At 43.8% G+C, this 22,315-nt stretch carries 18 protein-coding genes and 9 tRNA genes; 1 reads left to right on the top strand and 26 read right to left on the bottom strand.

Annotated features, from left to right (window positions below):
- Nucleotide 1: 1 nt before the first annotated feature.
- The 3 genes from purK to purD form a co-directional block, all read right to left on the bottom strand.
- Nucleotides 2-1,093, bottom strand: a complete 1,092-nt coding sequence (gene purK, locus QM873_RS08400; protein ID WP_414279151.1) for a 5-(carboxyamino)imidazole ribonucleotide synthase — start codon at nt 1,091-1,093, stop codon at nt 2-4.
- Entirely contained in the window at nt 1,080-1,568 is a 489-nt protein-coding gene (gene purE, locus QM873_RS08395) for a 5-(carboxyamino)imidazole ribonucleotide mutase (protein WP_201553411.1), read from the bottom strand. Before purE ends, purK begins: the two co-directional genes overlap by 14 nt.
- 194 nt (nt 1,569-1,762) lie before the next feature.
- On the bottom strand, nt 1,763-3,025 hold the full coding sequence (gene purD / locus QM873_RS08390) for a phosphoribosylamine--glycine ligase (RefSeq protein ID WP_414279150.1): 1,263 nt from the start codon (nt 3,023-3,025) through the stop codon (nt 1,763-1,765).
- Between the two features lie 194 nt (nt 3,026-3,219).
- Between purD and QM873_RS08385 the strand changes: the two genes are divergently transcribed.
- Nucleotides 3,220-4,224 carry a GBS Bsp-like repeat-containing protein gene (locus QM873_RS08385; protein WP_414279149.1) on the top strand — a complete coding sequence of 335 codons (1,005 nt, stop codon included), beginning with the start codon at nt 3,220-3,222 and terminating at the stop codon, nt 4,222-4,224.
- A gap of 54 nt (nt 4,225-4,278) precedes the next feature.
- Here QM873_RS08385 and purH read toward each other — a convergent pair whose 3' ends face one another.
- The 23 genes from purH to QM873_RS08270 all read right to left on the bottom strand — a co-directional run bounded on the left by purH (nt 4,279) and on the right by QM873_RS08270 (nt 22,263).
- A complete protein-coding gene (gene purH / locus QM873_RS08380) occupies nt 4,279-5,826 on the bottom strand; it encodes a bifunctional phosphoribosylaminoimidazolecarboxamide formyltransferase/IMP cyclohydrolase (protein ID WP_414279148.1) in 1,548 nt (515 codons plus the stop codon).
- A 74-nt stretch (nt 5,827-5,900) separates the two neighbouring features.
- Entirely contained in the window at nt 5,901-6,455 is a 555-nt protein-coding gene (purN, locus tag QM873_RS08375) for a phosphoribosylglycinamide formyltransferase (RefSeq protein ID WP_414279147.1), read from the bottom strand.
- Nucleotides 6,455-7,477: a phosphoribosylformylglycinamidine cyclo-ligase gene (gene purM / locus QM873_RS08370; protein WP_223141487.1), complete on the bottom strand. Its 1,023-nt coding sequence runs from the start codon at nt 7,475-7,477 to the stop codon at nt 6,455-6,457. The genes purN and purM overlap by 1 nt, the downstream gene beginning before the upstream one ends.
- Nucleotides 7,478-7,541: 64 nt before the next feature.
- The gene (purF, locus tag QM873_RS08365) at nt 7,542-8,981 is read right to left on the bottom strand and encodes an amidophosphoribosyltransferase (RefSeq protein ID WP_048717059.1); all 1,440 of its coding nucleotides are present in this window, start codon (nt 8,979-8,981) and stop codon (nt 7,542-7,544) included.
- Between the two features lie 12 nt (nt 8,982-8,993).
- Nucleotides 8,994-12,719: a phosphoribosylformylglycinamidine synthase gene (locus QM873_RS08360; protein ID WP_414279146.1), complete on the bottom strand. Its 3,726-nt coding sequence runs from the start codon at nt 12,717-12,719 to the stop codon at nt 8,994-8,996.
- Nucleotides 12,720-12,781: 62 nt separating this feature from the next.
- Nucleotides 12,782-13,489, bottom strand: coding sequence for a phosphoribosylaminoimidazolesuccinocarboxamide synthase (purC, locus tag QM873_RS08355; protein ID WP_414279145.1), 708 nt, complete (start codon nt 13,487-13,489; stop codon nt 12,782-12,784).
- A 169-nt stretch (nt 13,490-13,658) separates the two neighbouring features.
- A complete protein-coding gene (locus tag QM873_RS08350; protein ID WP_006595305.1) occupies nt 13,659-13,904 on the bottom strand; it encodes an acyl carrier protein in 246 nt (81 codons plus the stop codon).
- Nucleotides 13,901-14,905 carry a phosphate acyltransferase PlsX gene (gene plsX / locus QM873_RS08345; protein WP_414279144.1) on the bottom strand — a complete coding sequence of 335 codons (1,005 nt, stop codon included), beginning with the start codon at nt 14,903-14,905 and terminating at the stop codon, nt 13,901-13,903. The genes QM873_RS08350 and plsX overlap by 4 nt, the downstream gene beginning before the upstream one ends.
- Complete coding sequence (gene recO, locus QM873_RS08340) at nt 14,902-15,681, bottom strand: DNA repair protein RecO (protein ID WP_414279143.1); 780 nt, start codon at nt 15,679-15,681, stop codon at nt 14,902-14,904. Before recO ends, plsX begins: the two co-directional genes overlap by 4 nt.
- Nucleotides 15,665-16,846, bottom strand: coding sequence for a pyridoxal phosphate-dependent aminotransferase (locus QM873_RS08335; RefSeq protein WP_414279142.1), 1,182 nt, complete (start codon nt 16,844-16,846; stop codon nt 15,665-15,667). The genes recO and QM873_RS08335 overlap by 17 nt, the downstream gene beginning before the upstream one ends.
- 162 nt (nt 16,847-17,008) lie before the next feature.
- Nucleotides 17,009-17,872 (bottom strand): class B sortase, LPKTxAVK-specific, encoded by an 864-nt coding sequence (gene srtB, locus QM873_RS08330; RefSeq protein WP_123159756.1) that lies wholly within the window; start codon nt 17,870-17,872, stop codon nt 17,009-17,011.
- 93 nt (nt 17,873-17,965) lie between these two features.
- Complete coding sequence (gene abpA / locus QM873_RS08325) at nt 17,966-18,571, bottom strand: amylase-binding adhesin AbpA (RefSeq protein WP_123159757.1); 606 nt, start codon at nt 18,569-18,571, stop codon at nt 17,966-17,968.
- Nucleotides 18,572-18,950: 379 nt separating this feature from the next.
- Nucleotides 18,951-19,925 (bottom strand): ribose-phosphate diphosphokinase, encoded by a 975-nt coding sequence (locus tag QM873_RS08320; RefSeq protein ID WP_123159759.1) that lies wholly within the window; start codon nt 19,923-19,925, stop codon nt 18,951-18,953.
- Between the two features lie 160 nt (nt 19,926-20,085).
- Nucleotides 20,086-21,330 carry a peptidoglycan hydrolase PcsB gene (gene pcsB / locus QM873_RS08315; protein WP_270296977.1) on the bottom strand — a complete coding sequence of 415 codons (1,245 nt, stop codon included), beginning with the start codon at nt 21,328-21,330 and terminating at the stop codon, nt 20,086-20,088.
- Nucleotides 21,331-21,474: 144 nt separating this feature from the next.
- A tRNA-Ser gene (locus QM873_RS08310) sits at nt 21,475-21,562 on the bottom strand.
- 3 nt (nt 21,563-21,565) lie between these two features.
- A tRNA-Ile gene (locus tag QM873_RS08305) sits at nt 21,566-21,639 on the bottom strand.
- Nucleotides 21,640-21,672: 33 nt separating this feature from the next.
- A tRNA-Gly gene (locus QM873_RS08300) sits at nt 21,673-21,743 on the bottom strand.
- A 17-nt stretch (nt 21,744-21,760) separates the two neighbouring features.
- A tRNA-Phe gene (locus QM873_RS08295) sits at nt 21,761-21,833 on the bottom strand.
- A 5-nt stretch (nt 21,834-21,838) separates the two neighbouring features.
- Nucleotides 21,839-21,912 (bottom strand) — tRNA-Met (locus tag QM873_RS08290).
- 9 nt (nt 21,913-21,921) lie between these two features.
- Nucleotides 21,922-22,011 (bottom strand) — tRNA-Ser (locus QM873_RS08285).
- 9 nt (nt 22,012-22,020) lie between these two features.
- Nucleotides 22,021-22,094 (bottom strand) — tRNA-Ile (locus QM873_RS08280).
- 16 nt (nt 22,095-22,110) lie between these two features.
- Nucleotides 22,111-22,184, bottom strand: a tRNA-Met gene (locus QM873_RS08275).
- Between the two features lie 5 nt (nt 22,185-22,189).
- A tRNA-Pro gene (locus tag QM873_RS08270) sits at nt 22,190-22,263 on the bottom strand.
- Between the last annotated feature and the right edge of the window lie 52 nt (nt 22,264-22,315).

Genomic DNA, 22,315 nt, shown 5'->3' with positions numbered 1-22,315 from the left:
ACTAAAATTCCTTTCCTTTCCCAAATTCTTCCACACTATCCGGCACATCACTAAACAAAGTCACATGTCCCATTTTGCGGTTGTGCTTTGCTTCTAGTTTACCATATAAGTGGAGGTGGGCGCTTGGATTTTCTGTGACATATGTTTCAGCGACCTCGACGTGTTGACCGAGTACATTGAGCATGACAGCTGGAGCATGCAGGTGGATTGCTGGAAGTGGTGCTCCGAGAACACCGAGAATATGGGTGTCAAACTGGGAGAAGTCGCAGGCTTCAATGGAGTAGTGGCCAGAATTGTGTGGACGTGGCGCAATTTCATTGACGATGATGTCATCAGCGGTCGCAAACATTTCCACGCAAAGAGTTCCAGACAAGTTCAGCTGTTCAGCGATTCGCACTGCCATGGCTTTGGCTTTTTCAGCTAGACTTTCTGAAATACGAGCTGGCACAATGGTCTTTGAAAGAATGTTGTTGCGGTGGATATTTTCCTGAACTGGAAAAACCGTCACGTCCTTGCCATTCCCAGATACGATGACAGAAATCTCCAAGTCGAAATTGACAAATTCTTCCAAGACACAGTCTGCTGAAACCGCTAGTGTATAGGCTTCTTCTAAATCCACTTCCGAGCGGATGACCTTTTGTCCATGCCCATCGTAGCCACCCGTCGCAGTCTTGAGGACATAACTTTTAGACAGGTCAATATCTGCCAAGTCTTGGCTAGAAGTCACGACCTTATAAGGTGCCACGGTGACTTGGGCCTTATTTGAGAGAAAGTCCTTTTCAAAAATGCGATTTTGAGAAATACGGAGTAGGTCTGTCCCTTGAGGGAGCTGTCCATCCTTAATAACGGCATCCAAACCATCGGCGTCGACATTTTCAAATTCATAAGTGAGAATATCGCAACGCTCCGCCAACTGACGAAGAGCATCTACATCATTATAAGGAGCCACGATGATCTCTGCCACACGAGAGGCCGGGCAATCCGCCGCAGGATCCAGCGCGATAACCTTGTGCCCCATGTAGATAGCAGAAATGGCCATCATCTGCCCCAGCTGACCGCCACCGATAATTCCGATTGTTTTAGATGAGCTCATTTGTAGACTCCTCTGCGATTTTTCCTTGCTCTTCTGCAAAATCTGCTAACGCTATTGCAATAGCCTGATCCTCTACTGAGAGGAGACGGAGGGCAAAGAGGGCTGCATTGGTCGCACCAGCTTCACCAATCGCCATAGTTGCGACTGGTACTCCACCTGGCATCTGAACGATAGAGTAGAGCGAATCCACACCACTAAGAGCACGTGATTTGACTGGTACGCCGATAACCGGAAGGGTCGTTTTAGCTGCGACCATCCCTGGCAAGTGAGCTGCACCACCCGCACCCGCGATGATGACCTTGATGCCACGGCTACGTGCTTCTTCTGCATGTTTGAACATGAGGTCAGGCGTCCGGTGTGCGGAAACAACTTTCTTTTCGTAAGCGACGCCGAAGTTGTCGAGGACTTCAGCAGCTTTTTGCATGGTTGCCCAGTCGGATTTTGAGCCCATGATAATGGAAATTACTGGTTTCATTTCTTCTCCTTTTTTGATAATCGTCTATTGTAGTGCGGACGTAAGCGACCGCCTGGGGCGTTCCATTACTAAAACTGGAGCCCGAGTCTCCAGTTTCCCGCTCCTAGTAGCAAAGCTACTAGGAGTTCCACTACTGCGACAATTATTCTATACTAGCTCGCTTTCGCTCGCCTTTTACGACCTACGGTCGCTAATTATTTATTCGCCTTGCTACCGATATCCGTACGATAGAACAGGCCTTCTGTGTTTTGTTTGTCGAGTTCGTTGTAGATGATATTTTGACCTTCTTTGACGGTGTCTGCTGTTGTGACCAGCATGTAGACGCGTCCGCCGTTTGAGAGGAGGTCTTGGCCATTTTCAACGAATTTGGCACCGGCATAGTAAGTGATGATGTCACCATCTGTCTTGGCTGGAAGCTTGACACCCTTCTCATAAGCGAGTGGGTAGCCGTTTGAGGCTACAACCACGCCCAATGTCACACCCTTGTCCGTCCAAGTGATGGCCGGCTCTTTGCCATCCAAAATGTCAGTGATGTTTTGTGCAAAGTCAGATGTCAAACGAGGCAAGATGATTTGCGTTTCAGGATCTCCAAAACGAGAGTTGAACTCGATGACTTTCGGGCCATCAGCTGTCAAGATTAGCCCCGCGTAAAGGACACCAAGGTAGGGACGTCCTTCTTTAATCATACCTTCAAGAACTGGCTTGACAATAGTGTCAACCGCTGTGTCAACCACTCTCTGTGGCAAGTGAGGAACTGGCGCATAGGCCCCCATCCCACCAGTGTTAGGACCTTTGTCGCCATCGTAGGCACGTTTGTGGTCCTGAGCCGTCGGCATAATGTAGAACTTATCCCCATTGACAAAAGCAAAGAGAGAGAACTCTTCCCCGTCAAGGAATTCCTCAATGACCACACGTGCACCTGAATCACCGAATTTATTGTCCAAAAGCATCTCGTGAGCGGCTTCGACGGCTTGCTCAACTGTCTCCGCAACGACGACACCTTTCCCAAGGGCCAAGCCGTCTGCCTTGACGACGATTGGAGCGCCTTTTTCTTCGATGTAGGCCTTGGCTTCTTCGAAATCTGAAAAGGTTCCATAGGCTGCTGTCGGAACATTGTATTTGACCATGATTTCCTTAGCAAAATCCTTAGACCACTCAAGTTCAGCCGCAGCCTTGGTCGGACCAAAGGCTTTGAGTCCTGCCGCATTGAAATCATCCACAATACCAGCCGCAAGGGCATCATCTGGACCGATAAAGGTCCAAGCAATATCGTTGACTTTTGCGAAGTCAATCAGCTTAGAATGTTCGGAAATTCCGATATTGATCAAATCCAGACCATCTAATCGCATCCCGTCATTACCAGGAGCCACAAAAACCTGCTCAACGTCTTTAGACTCCAACAATTTCTTGGCAATCGCATGCTCACGACCGCCAGATCCAACAACCAAAAGTTTCATCTCGAACCTCTTTTGCGAATTATTTTATTAAATTATATCATAATCGTTCGTTTTATTCTAATATTTCAAGGAATATCCGATGATTTTCGTTAGAAAACAAACTTTTTTCATTATTTTTTAAATTTCTGCTCCTTTTTACGAATATTATAATTGAGACCTCTAATATTTTTTAAAAAAGGAGTTTTATGCAGAGAATGAAGAAACTACTCTTGGCAGCTTGTCTTTTCTGGGCAGGAGCTTCACAAGTTGCTAGAGCAGAGCAAAACGTCAATTATATCTACAAGGAAAAGGGACAATTAGTTGTCCACCTCGGGACCGTTCCAGACCGCTTCCAAAGTGTTAGCGTCCCCATTTGGTCCGAGCAAAATGGACAGGACGACCTCATTTGGTATCCTGTCCAACGAGGTGAAAATGGATTTGATTTGCAAGTGCCTCTGACCAATCATTTGGATCAAGCTGGACTTTATCATATCCATGTCTACGGCATCAATTCTTACGGAAACCTTGAAGGACTGTTTCCTCTACAGACAATCGTTGAAAAAAAAGACCTGGCTTCTTCCCAACCCAAGATTACCGTCCGACCTAGCACTGCACAGCTATTTGAGATCCAACTCCAGCTTTTTGAAGATGTGGAGGAGGTCTTCTTTCCCATCTGGTCTGAACAAGATGGCCAGGACGACTTGATCTGGTATCCCGCAAAAAAGACGGCACCTGGTCGCTACCAGTTATCCTTCAATGCAGAGAAACATACAGGGAAAGGAACCTTTCATCTCCACGTCTATCAAAAAGACAAGGGGCACTTAAAAGGCCTGCTTGCCACTGAATTTCAGGTCGAGCGGGCTAAATCTGCTCCAATGGTCACCCAACCGGATAATTACTATCCCGTCGGTGAATGTACCTGGGCAGCCAAAGAGCTGGCTCCTTGGTCACAAAACTGGTGGGGAAACGGTGGCATGTGGTCAGCTAGTGCACGCGCTGCGGGCTTCCGGACAGGAAATACCCCAGAGGTCGGTGCTATCGCCTGTTGGGATAATGGAGGCTATGGCCACGTTGCAGTCGTGACGGAGGTCGAACATGATCAAAAGATCCAAGTGAAGGAAGCTAATTACAATGGAAATCGGACCATCAACAATTTCCGTGGCTGGTTTGACCCCACGAATGTTGTCTGGGGAACGGTCAGCTATATCTATCCAAATTAAGGAATTCCTAACCAACAAAAAAGGCGCTCATCCATCGATGAGTGCCTTTTTAGGTTAATGTCTGAAGTGACGAACACCTGTAAAGATCATGGTTAAGCCATATTTGTCAGCAGCCTCGATTGACTCTTGGTCACGTACTGATCCACCTGGTTGGATGATAGCCTTGATCCCTGCTTTGGCGATTTCTTCCACGTTATCCGCAAATGGGAAGAAGGCATCTGAAGCAAGAACAGCGCCGTCAAGACGGTCTTTAGCTTGGTCAATAGCGATACGAACGGAAGCCACACGATTGGTTTGACCTGGGCCAACACCAAGTGTCATATGGTCATTAGTTACGATGATTCCGTTTGATTTGACGTACTTGATGGCTTTCCAAGCAAACTCAAGAGCTGTCGCTTCTGTCTCCGTTGGTTGGCGTTTGGTCACTACTTGCCAGTCAGCTGGACTTTCTTTGACAACGTCTTGGTTTTGAATGAGGAGACCACCAACAACACCAGTGTATTCTGCTTCCACTTCGCTAGCATCTTGAGCGTCAAATGGCAACTCAAGGATACGCAAGTTTTTCTTCTTAGTTGTCAAGATTTCAAGCGCTTCATCTGTGTAGCTTGGTGCAATGATGATCTCGAGGAAAACACCATGCATCTTCTCAGCTGTCGCAGCGTCTACCTCACGGTTGAGAACCACGATCCCACCGAAGATGGATACTGGGTCAGACTCATAAGCGTAGTCCCAAGCCGTTTCGATATCGTCAGCTTGACCAATCCCACATGGATTCATGTGTTTCAGGGCCACAACGGTTGGACGGTCTTTGAAATCACGGATGATCCGAATCGCAGCATCCGCGTCACGGATATTGTTGAAGGACAATTCTTTCCCGTTCAACTGTTTCGCTGAAGCGATGGAGTAATCCGTTGGCAAAGCTTTTTGGTAGAAGTCTGCGTCTTGTTGAGGGTTTTCCCCGTAACGCATGGCTTGCTTGAGATCATAAGTCAAAGTAAGTTTTTCCGGTTTTGTTTCACCTACTTGGGCTGTGAAGTATTCTGCGATTAAAGCATCATAGGCCGCTGTGTGACGGAAAACTTTCGCTGCCAAGCGTTGGCGAGTTTCGTATGTGGTTTCGCCGTTGGCTCCCAATTCGTCAAGCACGACAGCATAGTCAGCAGGGTCTACCACAACCGTTACGCTAGCGTGGTTTTTCGCTGCTGAACGAAGCATGGATGGTCCACCGATATCAATGTTCTCCACCGCGTCAGCGTAAGTCACATCTGGTTTAAGGATGGTTTCCTTAAATGGGTAAAGGTTGACCACAACAAGGTCGATGAGCTCAATCTGATTATCCTTAGCAGCCTCTAGGTGACTATCAAGGTCACGACGAGCGAGGAGACCTCCGTGGATATTTGGGTGGAGGGTCTTCACACGACCGTCCATCATTTCTGGGAAACCAGTCACATCATCGATGGCGATAGTGTCCACCCCAGCATTATCAAGGGCAACTTTAGTCCCACCTGTTGAGATAATGTCCCAACCAAGTTTCTTGAGTTCTTGGGCAAATTCAACAATGCCCGCTTTGTCTGAAACACTAATTAGTGCGCGTTTAGTCATTTTCTTTCTTTTCCTTTTTTAAAAAAGTTCTTCATCTGCTACAGTCAAAAATGTTTTTCAGCTCTAGGGCTTCCTTATTTTCGTGCAACTCCCAAATGTTCCAACACTTCTGGATAGAGCTTGTACTCTGTTTCGTGGATGCGCGTCTCGAAAGTATCAAGGGTATCCCCTTCAAGGCGTGGCACACGGACTTGTTTGATGACCTTACCGGTATCAACACCAGAGTCCACCCAGTGAATAGTCACGCCAGACTGGTCAACGCCTGCATTCCAAGCATCCTCAATGCCATGAGCACCTGGAAATTCTGGAAGATAGGCTGGGTGAATATTGATGATACGACCTTCATAAGCTGCTAGCAAGGTCGGTCCGACGATTTTCATGTAACCAGCTAAACAAACTAGGTCAATCTGGTGTTCATCCAAGAGTTCGACGATGGCTCCTTCGTAGTCTGCCTTGTTTTCAAACTCTTTGAGTTCGAAGGCATAGGTTAAAACCCCAAGCTTTTCGGCACGTTCTATGACATAGGCATCCCGGTGATCTGAAAAGACAAATTCTACTGGAAATTGTTCCGCAATCACCTGAAAGTTTGAACCATTCCCGGAAGCAAAAACAGCAATCCTTTTAGCCATTATTTAATCACCACACTTGCGCCATCTTTCTTCACAATTCGACCGATTTCATAAACAGGTTCATCAAGAAGTTCTTTGACACGTTCCACATTTTCTGGTTTGACCGCAAGCATGAGACCAATCCCCATGTTGAAGATTTCAAACATTTCTTCGTGTTTGATTTGGCCATATTTTTCAAGGGCTTTGAAAATCGGAAGAACTGGCACTTTGCTTTCGTCAATTTCAGCAGCCAAGTCATCAGCGAACATACGTGGTACATTTTCGATGAAACCACCACCTGTGATGTGGGCAATCCCGTTGACCAATTCTTCTTTGATGAGTGGCAAAGCTGCTTTGACGTAAATACGAGTTGGCTCCAAAAGAACGTCCTTGAGTTTTTTGCCTTCCAATTCAGGCAATACTTCTTCCCCTGTGTAATCCGCAAAGACACGACGCACGAGTGAGTAACCATTTGAGTGGATGCCACTTGAAGCAAGCCCCAGAATCACATCGCCTTCAGCTACTTTTGACCCATCGATGATTTGAGATTTTTCTGCAACACCGACAGCAAATCCAGCCAAGTCATAGTCATCTTCACCATACATACCAGGCATTTCAGCCGTTTCCCCACCGATAAGGGCTGCACCAGCTTGCACACAACCTTCAGCAACACCTGCAACGACCTGTTCCAGTTTAGCTGGTTCATTTTTACCAGTTGCGATATAGTCAAGGAAGTAGAGAGGCTCAGCACCTGCAGCGATGATATCGTTGACACACATGGCCACACAGTCTTGTCCGATGGTATCGTGTTTGTCGTACTTGATAGCCAGCATGAGTTTAGTTCCAACACCATCTGTTCCTGAGATCAATACAGGCTCTTTGACACCTGCTTTTGAAAGGTCAAACATACCACCGAAACCACCAAGAGCTCCCATAACACCCGCACGCTCTGTACGTGCTACGTGTTTTTTGATCCGTTCAACAACTTCATAACCCGCTTCAACATCCACACCCGATTGGGCATACGCATTTTTATTTGTCATTTGTTTATTCCTTTTTCTCTTCCTAGAGCCTACTGTGAATGGGCAGATTCACTTGCAAACATTCCTAATAAAAGGAGGTCTGCTCATTCAAGCTTTCCAAATAGCGTTCTTCGTAGTCATACAATGGGGTTGGGTATTTCCCATCAAAGTAGGCTACACAAAGACCACCGTTTGGTGCATCGGTATCAATGCCAATAGAATCAATCAAGCCATCAATGGACAAGTAGGTCAGGCTGTCCGCACCGATAATCTCACAAGTTTCCTCTACTGTATGGTTAGCTGCGATTAGCTCTTCGCGGCTCTGGATATCAATTCCATAGAAACATGGATAAGCCAGAGCTGGACTGGCAATTGCTACATGGACTTCGGTAGCCCCTGCTTCTTTCAACAGTTTCACAATCCGACGAGAGGTTGTCCCACGCACGATGGAATCATCAATCATGACAACCCGTTTGCCTTTCACGACCCCAGATACGGCAGAGAGCTTCATTCGCACTCCTTGTTCCCGCAATTCCTGAGTCGGTTGGATAAAGGTCCGTTGGACATACTGATTCTTGATCAAGCCCATTTCATTTGGCAGACCGGATTCTTCCGCAAAGCCCATGGCCGCACTGAGAGAAGAGTTGGGCACCCCCACCACAATATCTGCCTGGTTCTTAAATTCTCTAGCCAACTGAGCTCCCATCCGCTTGCGAGCTGTATGGACGTTGACCCCTTGGATATTGGAATCAGGACGAGCAAAATAGATATACTCCATAGAACAAATTGCTAGTTGAGTATCATCCGTATAGCGATCATAGGTAATGCCATTTTCATCAAAGATCACGAGCTCACCAGGATGCACATCTCGGATCCATTCTGCCCCAATCACCTCAAAGGCACAGGTTTCCGAAGAAACAACCAAGGCACCATTGGCCATTTTCCCGATGGAAAGAGGACGGAATCCATTTGGGTCTAGAGCTGCGATCAGCTTATCTTCAAACAACATCAGATAAGCAAATCCACCTTTGACCGTATTGAGTGCTTCCTTGATTTTCCCCATAAAGGAAGGGTTGTGGCTCCGACGGATCAAGTGGGCCAGAATTTCTGAGTCAGAGGTCGAGCTAAAGATGGCTCCATTTTTTTCTAATTCCGATTTAAGCGATTGGGCATTGGTCAAATTCCCATTATGGGCCAGACCAAACTGCGTATCTTGAAAGCGGAAGAGGAAGGGTTGGATGTTATCCACAGACGCTTCCCCCGCTGTCGCATAGCGAACATGTCCAATAGCAGAAGATCCTGTCAATTTTTCCAAATTTAAAGGATTCCGAAAGACTTCTGAAAGCAGACCTGTATCCCGATGACGTCTCAAAGTTCCTTGGTCATTGGCCAGGATTCCTGCCCCTTCTTGTCCCCGGTGTTGGAGACTGTGAAGGCCAAAATAGGTGAGTTTTGCTGCGTCTGGATGTCCCCAAATCCCAAAGACTCCACACTCTTCATTAAGAGATTTTACTTCGTATGTCATGTTGTACACCTTTTATTTTTCAGTAAAGTATTGAACTGCTGATGCAAAGAGATGTTGATCTTTATTTCCTGGAATATTTTGGAAGAGACCATCTTCAAAACGTTCTGAGTGACCCATCTTCCCAATGATTTGACCGTTCTTGCTGGTAATTCCTTCGATTGCATGGACAGAACCATTTGGATTGTATTTAGAATCCATGCTTGGTTGGCCTTCGAAATCAACGTATTGGCTAAAGATTTGACCATTGTCACGAAGCTCCGCGAATTCCTCAGCTGTCACGACAAACTTCCCTTCACCGTGTGATACTGGGATGGCATGGATGTCCCCAACTTCAACTCCAGCAAGCCATGGTGAATTGGTATTAGCAATCCGTGTTTCCACCATCTTAGCCACGTGTTGATTGGCATCATTGTAGAAGAGGGTTGGACTCGTACTACTTGCATCTTCAAAGTTACCATATGGAAGAAGACCTGATTTGACAAGAGCTTGGAATCCATTACAGATACCGATGATCAAACCACCACCTTCGATGAAGCTATCAATAGCCGAACGAACTTTTTCATTGAGCAAGATGTTCACGATAAATTTAGCTGATCCATCTGGTTCATCCGCTGCTGAGAAGCCACCTGCAAAGAAGATAATGTTGGCTTTTTCAATATTGTCAACCATGGTGTCAACAGACTTGACAATCGCTTTTTCGTTGAGTGTGACAAATGGTACCAAGTTGACTTTTGCACCTTCTTTTTCAAAGGCCTTAGCGGAGTCATATTCTGAGTTGGTACCTGGGAATACTGGGATGTAAACCACTGGCTTTTCAACTGTTTCTTTAGCTTTGATCACAGCATCTGATGCCACAGCAGGTACTTCTTCCAACTCTGTTGCTTGTGCAAATTCCGTTGGGTAAACCTCTTCCAATTTACCTTGGAAGGCACTGTCAAGTTTGTGTCCATCAAGCGTTACACCGTTGACAACTAGTGTAAAGTCTGCTACTGTTTGTCCAATCTTGGCAACACCTGCAATTTCTTCAGGCGATGTGAAGACGAGTCCACCCAATTGGGCTGTCAAGCTAGTGTCAAGGTCAGCTAATTCGACATTTGCTCCGATATGGTTACCAAAAGTTGCAAGTGCAAGAGCTTCAACCACACCACCATATTTAACAGCTGATGCGGCTGTCACTTTGTGGTCAGCTTGGATGGCTTCAAATTGAGCAAAGTTAGATTTGATAAGTTCGAAGTCAATTTCTTGTGCCAAAGCTTGACCAGGAATGTAGTAAATATTTTCACCAGCAGCTTTGAATTCTGGAGAAAGAACCTTACGGCTATCTGCAGTTGTTACCCCAAAAGCAACCAAGGTTGGTGGTACGGTTAATTCTTCAAAGGTACCAGACATCGAGTCTTTCCCACCGATAGATGGCAAACCAAGTTGAATCTGAGCTTCAATGGATCCAAGAAGAGCAGCTACTGGTTGGCCAAAACGCTCTGCTTGTTTATCCATCCGCTCGAAGTATTCTTGATAAGAGAAACGAGCCTTAGACCAGTTGGCACCAGCAGCAACCAAACGAGCAGTTGCTTCGATGACCGCATAAGCAGCACCATGATATGGAGACCATTCGGCGATATAAGGGTTAAACCCTTGCGCCATAACAGAAGCAGTTGTTGTCACGCCGTGTTGAACTGGCAATTTCTGTACAGAAGCTTCCGTTGGTGTAATTTGGTAGCGACCACCGAGTGGGTGATTGACTGTTGAACGACCAACTGAGCTATCAAAGATGGTTTGTAACCCTTTTTGACTGGCATGGTTAAGGTCAGCCAGGACTTCAAGAGTATCAGCTTCAAGGGTTGCAGCAGATGTTTGACGTTCTTCTGGAAGCTTAACAGCCTTGTCAACTACCTTAGCATCTACAACCACACGTACACCGTTTGTATCAAGGAAACGACGTTCCAAATCCACGATGGTTTCACCATTCCAGTGCATGACAAGATTTGGTTTCTCCGTCACTGTTGCAACGACAACAGCATCAATATTTTCTTTGTTACATGCTGCGACGAAGGCATCTACATCTTCTGGACGAACCACGACAGCCATCCGTTCTTGAGATTCAGAGATGGCAATTTCTGTACCGTTCAAACCTTGGTATTTCAATGGCACTTTGTCTAGATCAATTTCAAGACCATCTGCCAATTCACCGATAGCCACACAGACACCACCAGCACCAAAGTCATTTGATTTCTTGATCAGACGGGTCACATCCCCATTACGGAAAAGACGTTGAATCTTACGTTCTTCGATAGCATTCCCTTTTTGAACCTCAGCACCAGCTGTTTCAACAGATTCAACTGTTTGAACTTTAGATGAACCTGTCGCACCACCGACACCGTCACGTCCAGTCTTACCACCGAGTAAAATGATCACATCGCCTGCTTCAGGTTTTTCACGGACAACATTTTCCTTAGGAGCCGCACCGACAACGGCACCTAGCTCCATACGCTTAGCAACGAAACCTGGGTGGAAGTATTCACGAACATAAGTTGTTGCAAGACCAATTTGGTTACCATATGAAGAATAACCGTGAGCTGCTGTTTTAGAAATCACTTGTTGTGGCAATTTACCAGCGCGAGTTTCTGAAATTGGAGCTGTAATATCACCAGCACCTGAGATACGCATGGCTTGGTAAACGTAGGAACGCCCTGACAATGGGTCACGAATGGCACCACCGATACAAGTAGCCGCTCCACCAAATGGTTCAATTTCCGTTGGGTGGTTGTGGGTTTCATTCTTGAACATGAGAAGCCATGGTTCTTTGACACCATTGACATCCACTTCAATTTCAACTGAGCAGGCATTGATTTCATCAGACACTTCCATGTCGTCCAAACGACCATTAGCACGCTCATAACGGCCAAAAATAGTCGCCATATCCATCAAGGTTTGAGGTTTTTCTGTACGTCCCAACTCATCACGCATGGCAATATACTTGTCATAAGTCGCTTGCAATTGTTTTTCAAATTTAGAAGCCGAGAAGTCGATATTTTTCAACTCAGTTTCGAAAGTCGTGTGACGACAGTGGTCAGACCAGTAAGTATCCAAAACCTTAAGTTCAGTCTCAGTTGGTACACGTCCAATAGATTTGAAGTAATCTTGGATGAAGAGAAGGTCATCCACTTCCATTGCCAATCCTTGCTCAGCCTTATACTGTGCAAAATCTTCTGCCGTATAAGTTTCAAAGAAATCCAAGCTTGGAATGGTCTTATCAGACTCAGAGAAATCCTGTTTCGCAATACCAACAGTGATATCTTTGAAACGAGAGTCTACTGGGTTCAAGAGGTAGTTTTTGACAGCTTCCAATTCATTCGCATCAATATCCTTGTTAACCAAGTACAATTGTGCTGTATTCACTGTTACATCATTTGAACTACCCAACAACAGCAAAGCTTCTTGCGAAGATGCCGCCCGTTGATCAAATTGGCCAGGCAAACTTTCGATAGCAAAGAATGCATACTTCTCAAGATCAGCCTGAACCGTAGCTTCGTCGAAAACAGTATCAGTCACTTGCTCAGAGAAGATGTGTTTTTCCGCACGCGCAAACAAATCCTCTGCCAAATTAAAGACATCGTAAACCTGAACAATCCGAAGATCCTTCAAGGTTTTCAACTGAAGATTATGCTGTAATTCTTTTACTAAAGAGTCCGATTTCACACGAAAATCAGCTTTTTTCTCAACGAAAATACGTTTATCCATTTTATTTCCTTTATTTCTATTCAAAAAAGTTATTAAAGACGAAGGTTTTCCCTTCAAACAGATTACTTCAAGCCCTGTAATTTCTCCAACACAACCTTGTACACATCTGTCAGACTGCCCAAATCTCTACGGAAAACATCCTTGTCCATATGGTGCCCTTCCGCATCCCAAAGGCGGCAATTATCTGGTGAAAATTCATCTGCCAAGATAATCTTGCCATCCTTATCAAAACCAAATTCCAATTTGAAGTCAATCAAACGAAGACCAATTTGTGCAAACCAATCTTTCAGCAACTCATTGATACGACGCGTTTCTTCCTTGATATAGGCAATTTGTTCGTCATTGGCAATTTCCAAAAACTTCACATGCTCATCATTGATGAATGGATCGTCCAACTCATCGTTCTTGTAGTAAAATTCAACGATTGGAGTTTTCAAGTCCAAACCTTCTTCCACGCCAAAACGTTTAGAGAAAGAACCCGCAGTCACATTGCGAAGAACAACCTCCAAAGGAATGATGGTCACTTTCTTGTTCAATTGTTCGGTATCAGAAATACGTTCAATAAAGTGCGTCGCTACACCCGCAGCATTCAATTTTTCAAAAATAAGAGACGAAATCTGATTATTCAGCACACCTTTCCCCTCAATGGTCTCTTTGCGAGCTCCATTCAGCATGGTAGCCTGGTCCTTATAAACGGACTTAATCACATGTTCGTCTTCTGTACTATAAATATCTTTTGCTTTCCCCGTATAAATTAATTGATCGGACATCTTCTTGTTCGCCTTTCATCTTTTATCCCTTTCAGTGTATCACAGAGATGTTGTTTTTTCAAGTTAAATCCGTATCTTGTTCGCTTGTAATACAAAAATAATAAGAGATTGAATCAAAAAGATTCAACCTCTTATTTTTAGATGCTTATTCGTTCGTAAAAACCGAACTTTATTTGCTTGTTTTCTTCAAAACGTAGTCTACCATATCTCCAACAGTTGCCATGGCATCAATGTCTTTATCTGGGATATCAATTTGGTAGGCTTCTTCCAAATAAATAATGTATTCCATGAGATCAACGGAATCTACTTCCAAGTCCTTTCGTAAGTCCAAATCCAAAGTAACCTCATACTCAGATCCCTTATGATCTTTAATCAACCCTTCAACTAGTTTAAAAATTTCTTGATGACGACTCATTTCTCTTCCTCCAATTCTGATAATTCAACCACAGATTTACGGATAACATCTGTTTCTAACATGGTCCGGATCTGGCGGATCGTACTATAGACTGCCTTGGCATCACTAGAACCATGGGTTTTCACGACAGGGGCTTGTAAGCCAAACAAGACCGCACCTCCAACATCTGAATAATCCAAGGTCTTTTTCAAACCTCGTAGATTATTCTTCAAGAGGAGGGCTCCAATCTTAGCTTTCAACCCGCCACCACTAAGGACCGTTTTCAACTGTTTAAAGAGGCCCAGAGCAGTTCCTTCCATAGTCTTAAGGACAGCATTTCCTGTAAATCCATCTGTGACAATGACGTCAGCAACTCCATCCATCAAGTCACGCGCTTCCACATTTCCTACAAAATTAAGAGAAGGATCTGCTGCTAATAATTGATAGGTCTCCTTGCGTAGGGGATCCCCTTTGCTTTCCTCTGTTCCGTTATTTAAGAGACCGATACGAGGTCGCTTAATGCCACGGACATTCTCTGCATAATAGGCTCCCATAATCGCATATTGGTGCAAGTGAGTTGGCGTATTTTCAGCATTTGCCCCCAGATCCAACATATCATAGCCCTTCCCATCAAGGGTAGGAAGAGTCGACATCAAACCTGGACGATCGATGACCTTGATCCGACCGACGATGAAGTAACCAGAGGCAAGAAGAGCTCCTGTATTTCCTGCAGAAAGCATCGCATCCGCTTCCCCATTCTTAACTGCATGCGCTGCTAAGACCATACTGGCTTGCTTTTTCCGACGAATCGCACGAGTTGGCTCATCATCTGAGTTGATTTTCTCATCCGTATGGACGATGGATACCCGCTCAGTTGCTGTCAGGTATTGCTTAATTTTAGCCTCATCCCCATACAAAATGACTTCGATATCCTTAAATTCTTGTATGGCTTGATTGACCCCTTCTACTAGGGCCTGTGGAGCATGATCTCCACCCATTGCATCAACTGCAATTTTTTTCATTTCTTACCTCCAGACTGATCTTTTAAGATCTCTCCCCAGCTTCCCAGGGAATCAATAAATTTCTTAGCTTTTAAATGAATGCCTACATATTCATCATAGAGTTGGTCTAGGTACTTTCTCAACTCTTTCTTCATCGCATCATGGATGGAAATCGTCTCTAACTCACCAAATTTCACAGCTTGAAAACGATCCAGCAAATAGAGGGCGTTTGGATCCCAGTGGGCTCGTCTTTCGTCACGATCATAATGATCTGGGCAAAGGACACCACCCAAGCGGAATGAAAAATCAAATGGCAACCCCACTCGATGACAGACACAACACTCATGGACGTTTAAGGCAACACCAAATCGGGATAAAATCTGCATTTCAAAAATATTGGTCAAGATTTCATAATCCAAGCCCCGATCCATCAATTGCAAGGTCTGCTCTAAAAAAGCAAATAAAGCTGGATCAGGTTGACGATCCTGTATACTAGCATCTGCCAAGGCTAGTATATAGGTTGCGTAGGAAAGACGAAAAAGATCTTGATTAATCCCTTGGAAACTTTGAACCTCATGAATATCTTCGATATAGCTGAGTCCGTCATCATTGATTTTCAGATACATATCCGCTAAAGTCAAAGGTTGAATCATAGAATTCAACCGAGAACGATTGGCATGTTTCACGAAAAACATGAGCTTGCCAGCTTGCTCTGTAAAGATTTTAACCAGCTTATCATCCTCTCGATAATCCCGATGGTAGAGGACGATACCACGACTCTCAATGCTCTCCAGCATGTTCTTTCATAAACTCCTTCAACCGACTCATTGCTTCTTGGATCACTTCCATACTGGCTGCATAAGACAAGCGTACATAGCCTTCGCCATAAGGACCAAAAGCCATTCCTGGGATAAAGGCAACAGCCTTTTCTTGGGCTAGGAGCTTCAAAAAATCGAAGGAGTCTTGGTTATATCCTTGTGGGATCTTAGCAAAAATATAGAAGGCACCATCCGGGCGGATAATATCAAAGCCCATGGCAGACATTTCTTTGATGATATAATCTCGACGCTCTATGTATTCCCGTTTCATCGGCTCTGCGTCGTCTTTACCAACCGTTAAGGCTTCAATGGCTGCATACTGGTTCATGGTCCCCGCTGCAGTCACCAAGTACTGATGACTCTTGATTAATTGAGCTGTCAAAGGAGCCGGAGCAAAGATAAAACCAAGTCTCCAGCCTGTCATAGCATGAGACTTAGATAAGCCATTGATAATAATGGCTTGATCCCGTAGATAGGATCCCAAGGAAACGTGAGGCTGACCTGTGTAGGTTAATTCTGAGTAGACCTCATCACAAATGACAAAAACTTCATATTTCTTCAAGACACTAGCCAAATCCTGCATCTGCTCTTTAGAGTAGGTGACACCTGTTGGATTAGCTGGATAGTTGAGAATAACCGCCTTGACGCGATCCCCTTGCTCTTCTAAAGCCTTTTCTAAGGCCTCTGGGCTAAGGACAAAGCGATTATCAGTCGTATCAATTTCGACGACACTAGCCCCCATCAGTTTAATAATGGGTTCGTAACCAGGATAAGAAGGTGCTGGTAATAATACCACATCTCCAGGTTCCAATATAGCAGTCAAGGTCGCAGAAAGGGCCTCCGTTGCCCCAATTGTAACTAAAATTTCATCCTCTGGTCGATACTCTAGGTTATACTTTTCAGCAACAAACTGACTAGCAGCTTCTCGTAGAGGTAGTAAGCCACTCATACCCGTATAATGACTTTGATTAGCGTCAATAGCTGCTTTTGCCGCTTCCTTTACATGATCTGGTGTCGTAAAATCTGGCTCACCCAAGGTCAATCGTAAGACACCTGGAATAGAAGAAATGGCTTGGTCAAACTGACGAATCAAGGAAATCTCGATTCGATTCAAATTTTGATTAAACCGTTTTGTTAAATCCATAGCCACCTCCAAAAAGTTCTATCACCATTATACTATAAATAGAAAGCCATCGCAAAAAAGGGGGTAGTCCCAACTAAAATGATACAATAATGACCTTTTTCATCAAAAAAGGACCTAGCACATGCTAAATCCTCTCATTGAATAAATTTTACCAAATCTTTTTTATTCTTGACCACGTGTTGCCACATAATTCAACTGGTCACCATGTTTCGCCAAGAAATCCTTCATTTCCGAATCCGGAATTTGACGAAGGTAGAGATTGGAACGAATAGTATCATCTTCTTCACGACAAGTAGACAAAACTAGGTACTTATCAGAAGCATTGATTTTGATATTTGGATTCTTGGTACGAGCTGACTCATAGATATTTTTCAACTGGGTAGTGAAATCTTCATCATCCGTGAAACTTGTACGATAGAAAGCAGTGGTTTCAGGGACAATGACCAAGCCCATTGCTTCATAATAATACTTGCGTTCAGGTGTTTCAATAACTACGTAAGGATGCTGATTAAAGTACTCTTGGTTATCATAGAAGTTAACATCGTTAAACATCCGATGATCTTCAACCTGGCTACCACGAGCATGACCGAATAACCACGTCAAACGATCACTAAAGTCTTTTTTATTATCAGTATCCATGAAAACAGTTCCCATTAAAGGTTGGTTTCCACCCTCAAAAGTTTTATCCAAATACGTAGCATTATCCCCTGTTTGAACAACAGGCTCATCCAACTGAGTTCCTGGAGCATAAACATAGGCAATCGCTTCTGGATTGACAGCAGTTAATTGAGCAAAGCGGTTGGCTAAATACTCTTTTTCTTCTTGACTTGGCTCATACTTGACTTCTTTGACCTCTTTGCTACTTGCACTAGATGATGAGCTCGTATCCTTTTTATCAGATGAGGTATGTTTCCCAAATGGATTAAAGAGGACAAAACCACCTACAAGGGCTACAAGAGCAACTAAAGCAAGAATAAGCGAAATGCCCTTTCTTTTAGAACTAGAATGTTTATCTGTACGATTCATAAAAATAAGATCCCCTATATACCGTTTAATCTAAAAAATAACACCGAGCCCGAAGGCCCAGTGATATTTAATTTAAGAGCTAATTAATAAGAATTATTTAACTGCGCTTGTTTTTGGAAGAGCTTTGTCAGCTTGTTTAGATCCAGCTTTACCAGCTGTTGCTGCTTTAGCTGCTTCTTCTGATTTAGCTGCTTCTTCTTTAGCTTTTTCTTGTTCAGCTTTAGCTTGTTCTGGATTGATTCCATGTTCTTTCAAGTAACGAGCATTCTTTTGTTCTGGAGTTTCGTTCAAGATGTAGTAACGACCTTCTGCTTTTTTAGCTGAATTTTGAACTTTTTGGAATTGTTGTACATATTTGTTACGTACGTTCAAGAATGCAGTGTTGAATGCTGCATCATAAGCTGCTTTCTTTTCACCGTAAAGGTGTGAACCACCTTCAACAGCATCCAATTCAGCTTTAGCTGCAACTACAGCAGGATCTTGAGCTGCTTCAGCCATGATGTCTGGCATGTGACCGTTAAGGTATTCTTCAACTGTACGAGCACTTACAAATTCTGATTGGTTTTCGTATGCTTCACGTGAATCAAAAGCACCTGGAGTGTTAGCTCCACCGTTAATAGGGTTTTCGTTCGCAAATGCTGGTGCTGCTGCTGCAAAAAGTGCAAGAGCTGCTACTGATGATAATAAAACTTTTTTCATTGTTTTATCTCCTTTTTTCATTTTAAAAAATAGTTCGTTACTTCGTAACTATTATTAGTTTACTACGATATATTTTATTTGTCAATAAAATCTGACCTATTTTTTAAATTAATTTTATATTTTTTTAAGGTAAGAGAAGATTTGACCTTTAAAGTAGAAATCTTTTATTTTGTAAGTGTTTTCCTTCTTTTATTTGATTGCACCACTTTTTGGCAAGGTCTTTTTGGGGAGATAAGGATCCAATCTATCCTCATTTTTTTGTGCTTCCTTCAGCAACTCCTCCCTCTGATTATTGATCTTACTTCCTTTTTTTAACCAGTTGAAAAACATATTTTTCCTTTCTTAAAAAAGAGGCTTTCTACAACCTCTTTTTTACATTTTAAGATTTTTTCGCATTTCCAGTTTCAAATAGAGGAGACAGAGGACGTTTTTCATGGATACGGATAATCGCTTCTGCCAATAGTTTTGCGATAGAGATTTGTTCAATTTTATCGATTAAGCGCTCTTCAGGTAGGTAAATGGTATCCAATACTACCAACTTCTTAATGGCTGATTTCTGAATATTGTCCATAGCTGGGCCAGACAATACCGGATGCGTACAGCTAGCATAGACTTCTACTGCTCCTGCTTCATCAAGTGCATCTGCAGCGTGGCAAATTGTTCCCGCAGTATCGATCATATCGTCAATCAGGATACAAGTTTTCCCTTCAACGTTCCCAATGATGTTCATGACTTCACTGGTGTTCATCTTATCAACACTCCGACGTTTATCAATGATAGCAATCGGTGTTTTTAAAAATTCGGCTAACTTACGAGCACGGGTCACACCACCGTGGTCCGGACTAACTACCACATAGTCAGAACCAACCATTCCACGACGTTCAAAGTAGTCAGCAATCAATGGAGCTCCCATCAAATGATCCACCGGAATATCAAAGAATCCTTGAATCTGAGCTGCATGCAAATCAATGGTCAAAAGACGATCTACACCAGCAATCTCTAACATATTGGCAACCAATTTGGATGTAATCGGCTCACGAGCACGAGCTTTACGGTCTTGACGAGCATAACCATAATAGGGCATCACTACATTAATGGTTTGAGCACTGGCACGTTTTAGAGCGTCTACCATGATCAAAATTTCCATTAAATTATCATTTACAGGAGAGCTCGTAGACTGAAGAATATAAACCTCTTTACCACGAATAGACTCCTCAATATTAACCTGGATTTCCCCATCAGAAAATTGACGTACGGTCGACTTACCAAGTGGCAGTCCCATCTCCTTAGAGACACGTTTAGCCAAATCTTGGTTAGAAGATAAAGCAAACAGCATTAAATCCGAAAACGACATGATTTCCTCCACATAAATTTAACCACAATGTACAAATTGTACAAATCTTCTCTTTACCCATTGTAACCCTTTTTACATGATTTTTCAATCCATAATCCACCAAAAATTAAAATAGTAACTATAGTAAAAAACACCCACTTTTAGTGGGTGTTTTGAATTCTTAGTTTGGATAGATATAAGTAACTGATCCTTGTGCATTAACTGGGTTAAACCATCCACGGTAGTTCCCAATGCTACGGATACCTAAGTAGTTAGATTCAGATACTTGAATACTTGTAGTTGACTGAACAGCTGTAACCACTGCTACGTGTCCATATCCACCGTCATTCCAACAAGCAATAGCCCCGACTTGTGGTTGGCTACCAGTACGGAATCCAGCTGCTGCAGCACTTGCAGCCCACTGCGCTCCGTTCCCCCAGTAATCACCAGCCCAAGGAGCCAATACTTTCGCACCCCAAGTACATTCACCTACTGGATATGAACTTGCAGAACTGCTGTATGTTGGACGACTAGTTGCAGCAGGTGTAGCAACAGTTTGAGTTTGAACTGCTGGTGCTACAGGAGTTGAAACAGTTGCTTGAGGTTGTGCTGCTTCAGCTGCTGGTGTTTGAGTAGCAGCTTGCACTTGTGCTTGCAAGTTCGTATTAGCAGATGCTTCTACAGCCTTACGTTGCTCTTCTTGTTGTGCGCGGTATGCTGCTTCAGCCGCTGCTGCTTCAGCTGCTGCTTTCTCTGCAGCCGCTTTTTCTGCAAGCAAAGCATTCTTTTCATTTTCTGCAGTTGATTTTTCAGCTGCCAAATTCAATTGTGCAACCTTCAACTCAGCTTCTTTAGTTGTCAATGCTTGCGAATCTTCATCTAATTTTTGTTGGTTGGCAATAACAGTGTTGATTGCTTCATTGTTTTCTTTTTGCTTAGCGTCAATTGCTTCTTTATCGCGTTTTTGCTCTTCAAGCATTTTGTTGTTAGCACTAGCAATTTCATTCATAGCAGAAACACGTGAAATAGCTTCAGTCAAAGAACCAGAACTTACAATAGCGTTAATGTAACTTGTAGCAGTTCCTGTTGTTTGAGCACTACGTGCTTGGTTCGCCAATGATTCTTGACGAGCAACAATGTTTTTAGAGAGTTCTTCAATCTCAGCAGAGAGACGAGCAGACTCTTCATTCAAACGTTCATTCTCGGCTTTAAGAGTTTCTTGTTGTTTTTTGATTTCAGAAACTTGAGATTGAATTTGATCAACTTCTGCTTGAGCACTTTGTTCTTTTGAACTCAAATCAGCAATCTTACTATCTTGTGCTGCGATTTTATCATCAGTAGAATCAGCTCCTACAGAAATAACTGTACCTACTTGTGATAAAGCAACTGTACTAAGTAAAATAGTCGTTAATAATTTTTTCTTCATAAAATAAAAGACTCCTTCATATAAGACACTAACTAGTATAACAGAAAAAAAAAGATTTTATGTTACGCCTTTGTTACATTTTTATTTCTATTGATGTATTAAAATAACAAAAAAAGTTAGCTAGAAAGCTAACTTAATTTTATACGGAGAATGGGGGATTCGAACCCCCGCGCCGGTTACCCGACCTAACGATTTAGCAAACCGTCCTCTTCAGCCTCTTGAGTAATTCTCCTAATGGGCACGAGTGGACTCGAACCACCGACCTCACGCTTATCAGGCGTGCGCTCTAACCACCTGAGCTACGCGCCCAAGTAAAAAACTTGGTATTGAACGAATGTTCAAAGCGGGTGACGAGAATCGAACTCGCGACAACAGCTTGGAAGGCTGTAGTTTTACCACTAAACTACACCCGCTTAGTATTAAAAGAAAATGGCGCGAGACGGAATCGAACCGCCGACACATGGAGCTTCAATCCATTGCTCTACCAACTGAGCTACCGAGCCAAATATTGCGGGAGCAGGATTTGAACCTACGACCTTCGGGTTATGAGCCCGACGAGCTACCGAGCTGCTCCATCCCGCGTTAATATTAAGGAGGATGTGGGATTCGAACCCACGCACGCTTTTACACGCCTGACGGTTTTCAAGACCGTTCCCTTCAGCCGGACTTGGGTAATCCTCCAGCTAATTATGGACCTTGTAGGACTTGAACCTACGACCACTCGGTTATGAGCCGAGAGCTCTAACCAGCTGAGCTAAAGGTCCGACAAGATCAATAGTATAGCGGCGAAGGGGATCGAACCCCCGACCTCCCGGGTATGAACCGGACGCTCTAGCCAGCTGAGCTACACCGCCATAAATCGGGAAGACAGGATTCGAACCTGCGACACCTTGGTCCCAAACCAAGTACTCTACCAAGCTGAGCTACTTCCCGAACTAAAGCTTACGCTTTATGCACCCTAGAGGAGTCGAACCTCTAACCGCCT

Origin of the sequence: Streptococcus australis (genome assembly GCF_047463015.1) — a bacterium.
Taxonomy (GTDB): domain Bacteria; phylum Bacillota; class Bacilli; order Lactobacillales; family Streptococcaceae; genus Streptococcus; species Streptococcus australis_F.
The sequence above is the reverse complement of the archived record's forward strand: the minus strand, read 5'-3'. Positions and strand labels throughout refer to the sequence as shown.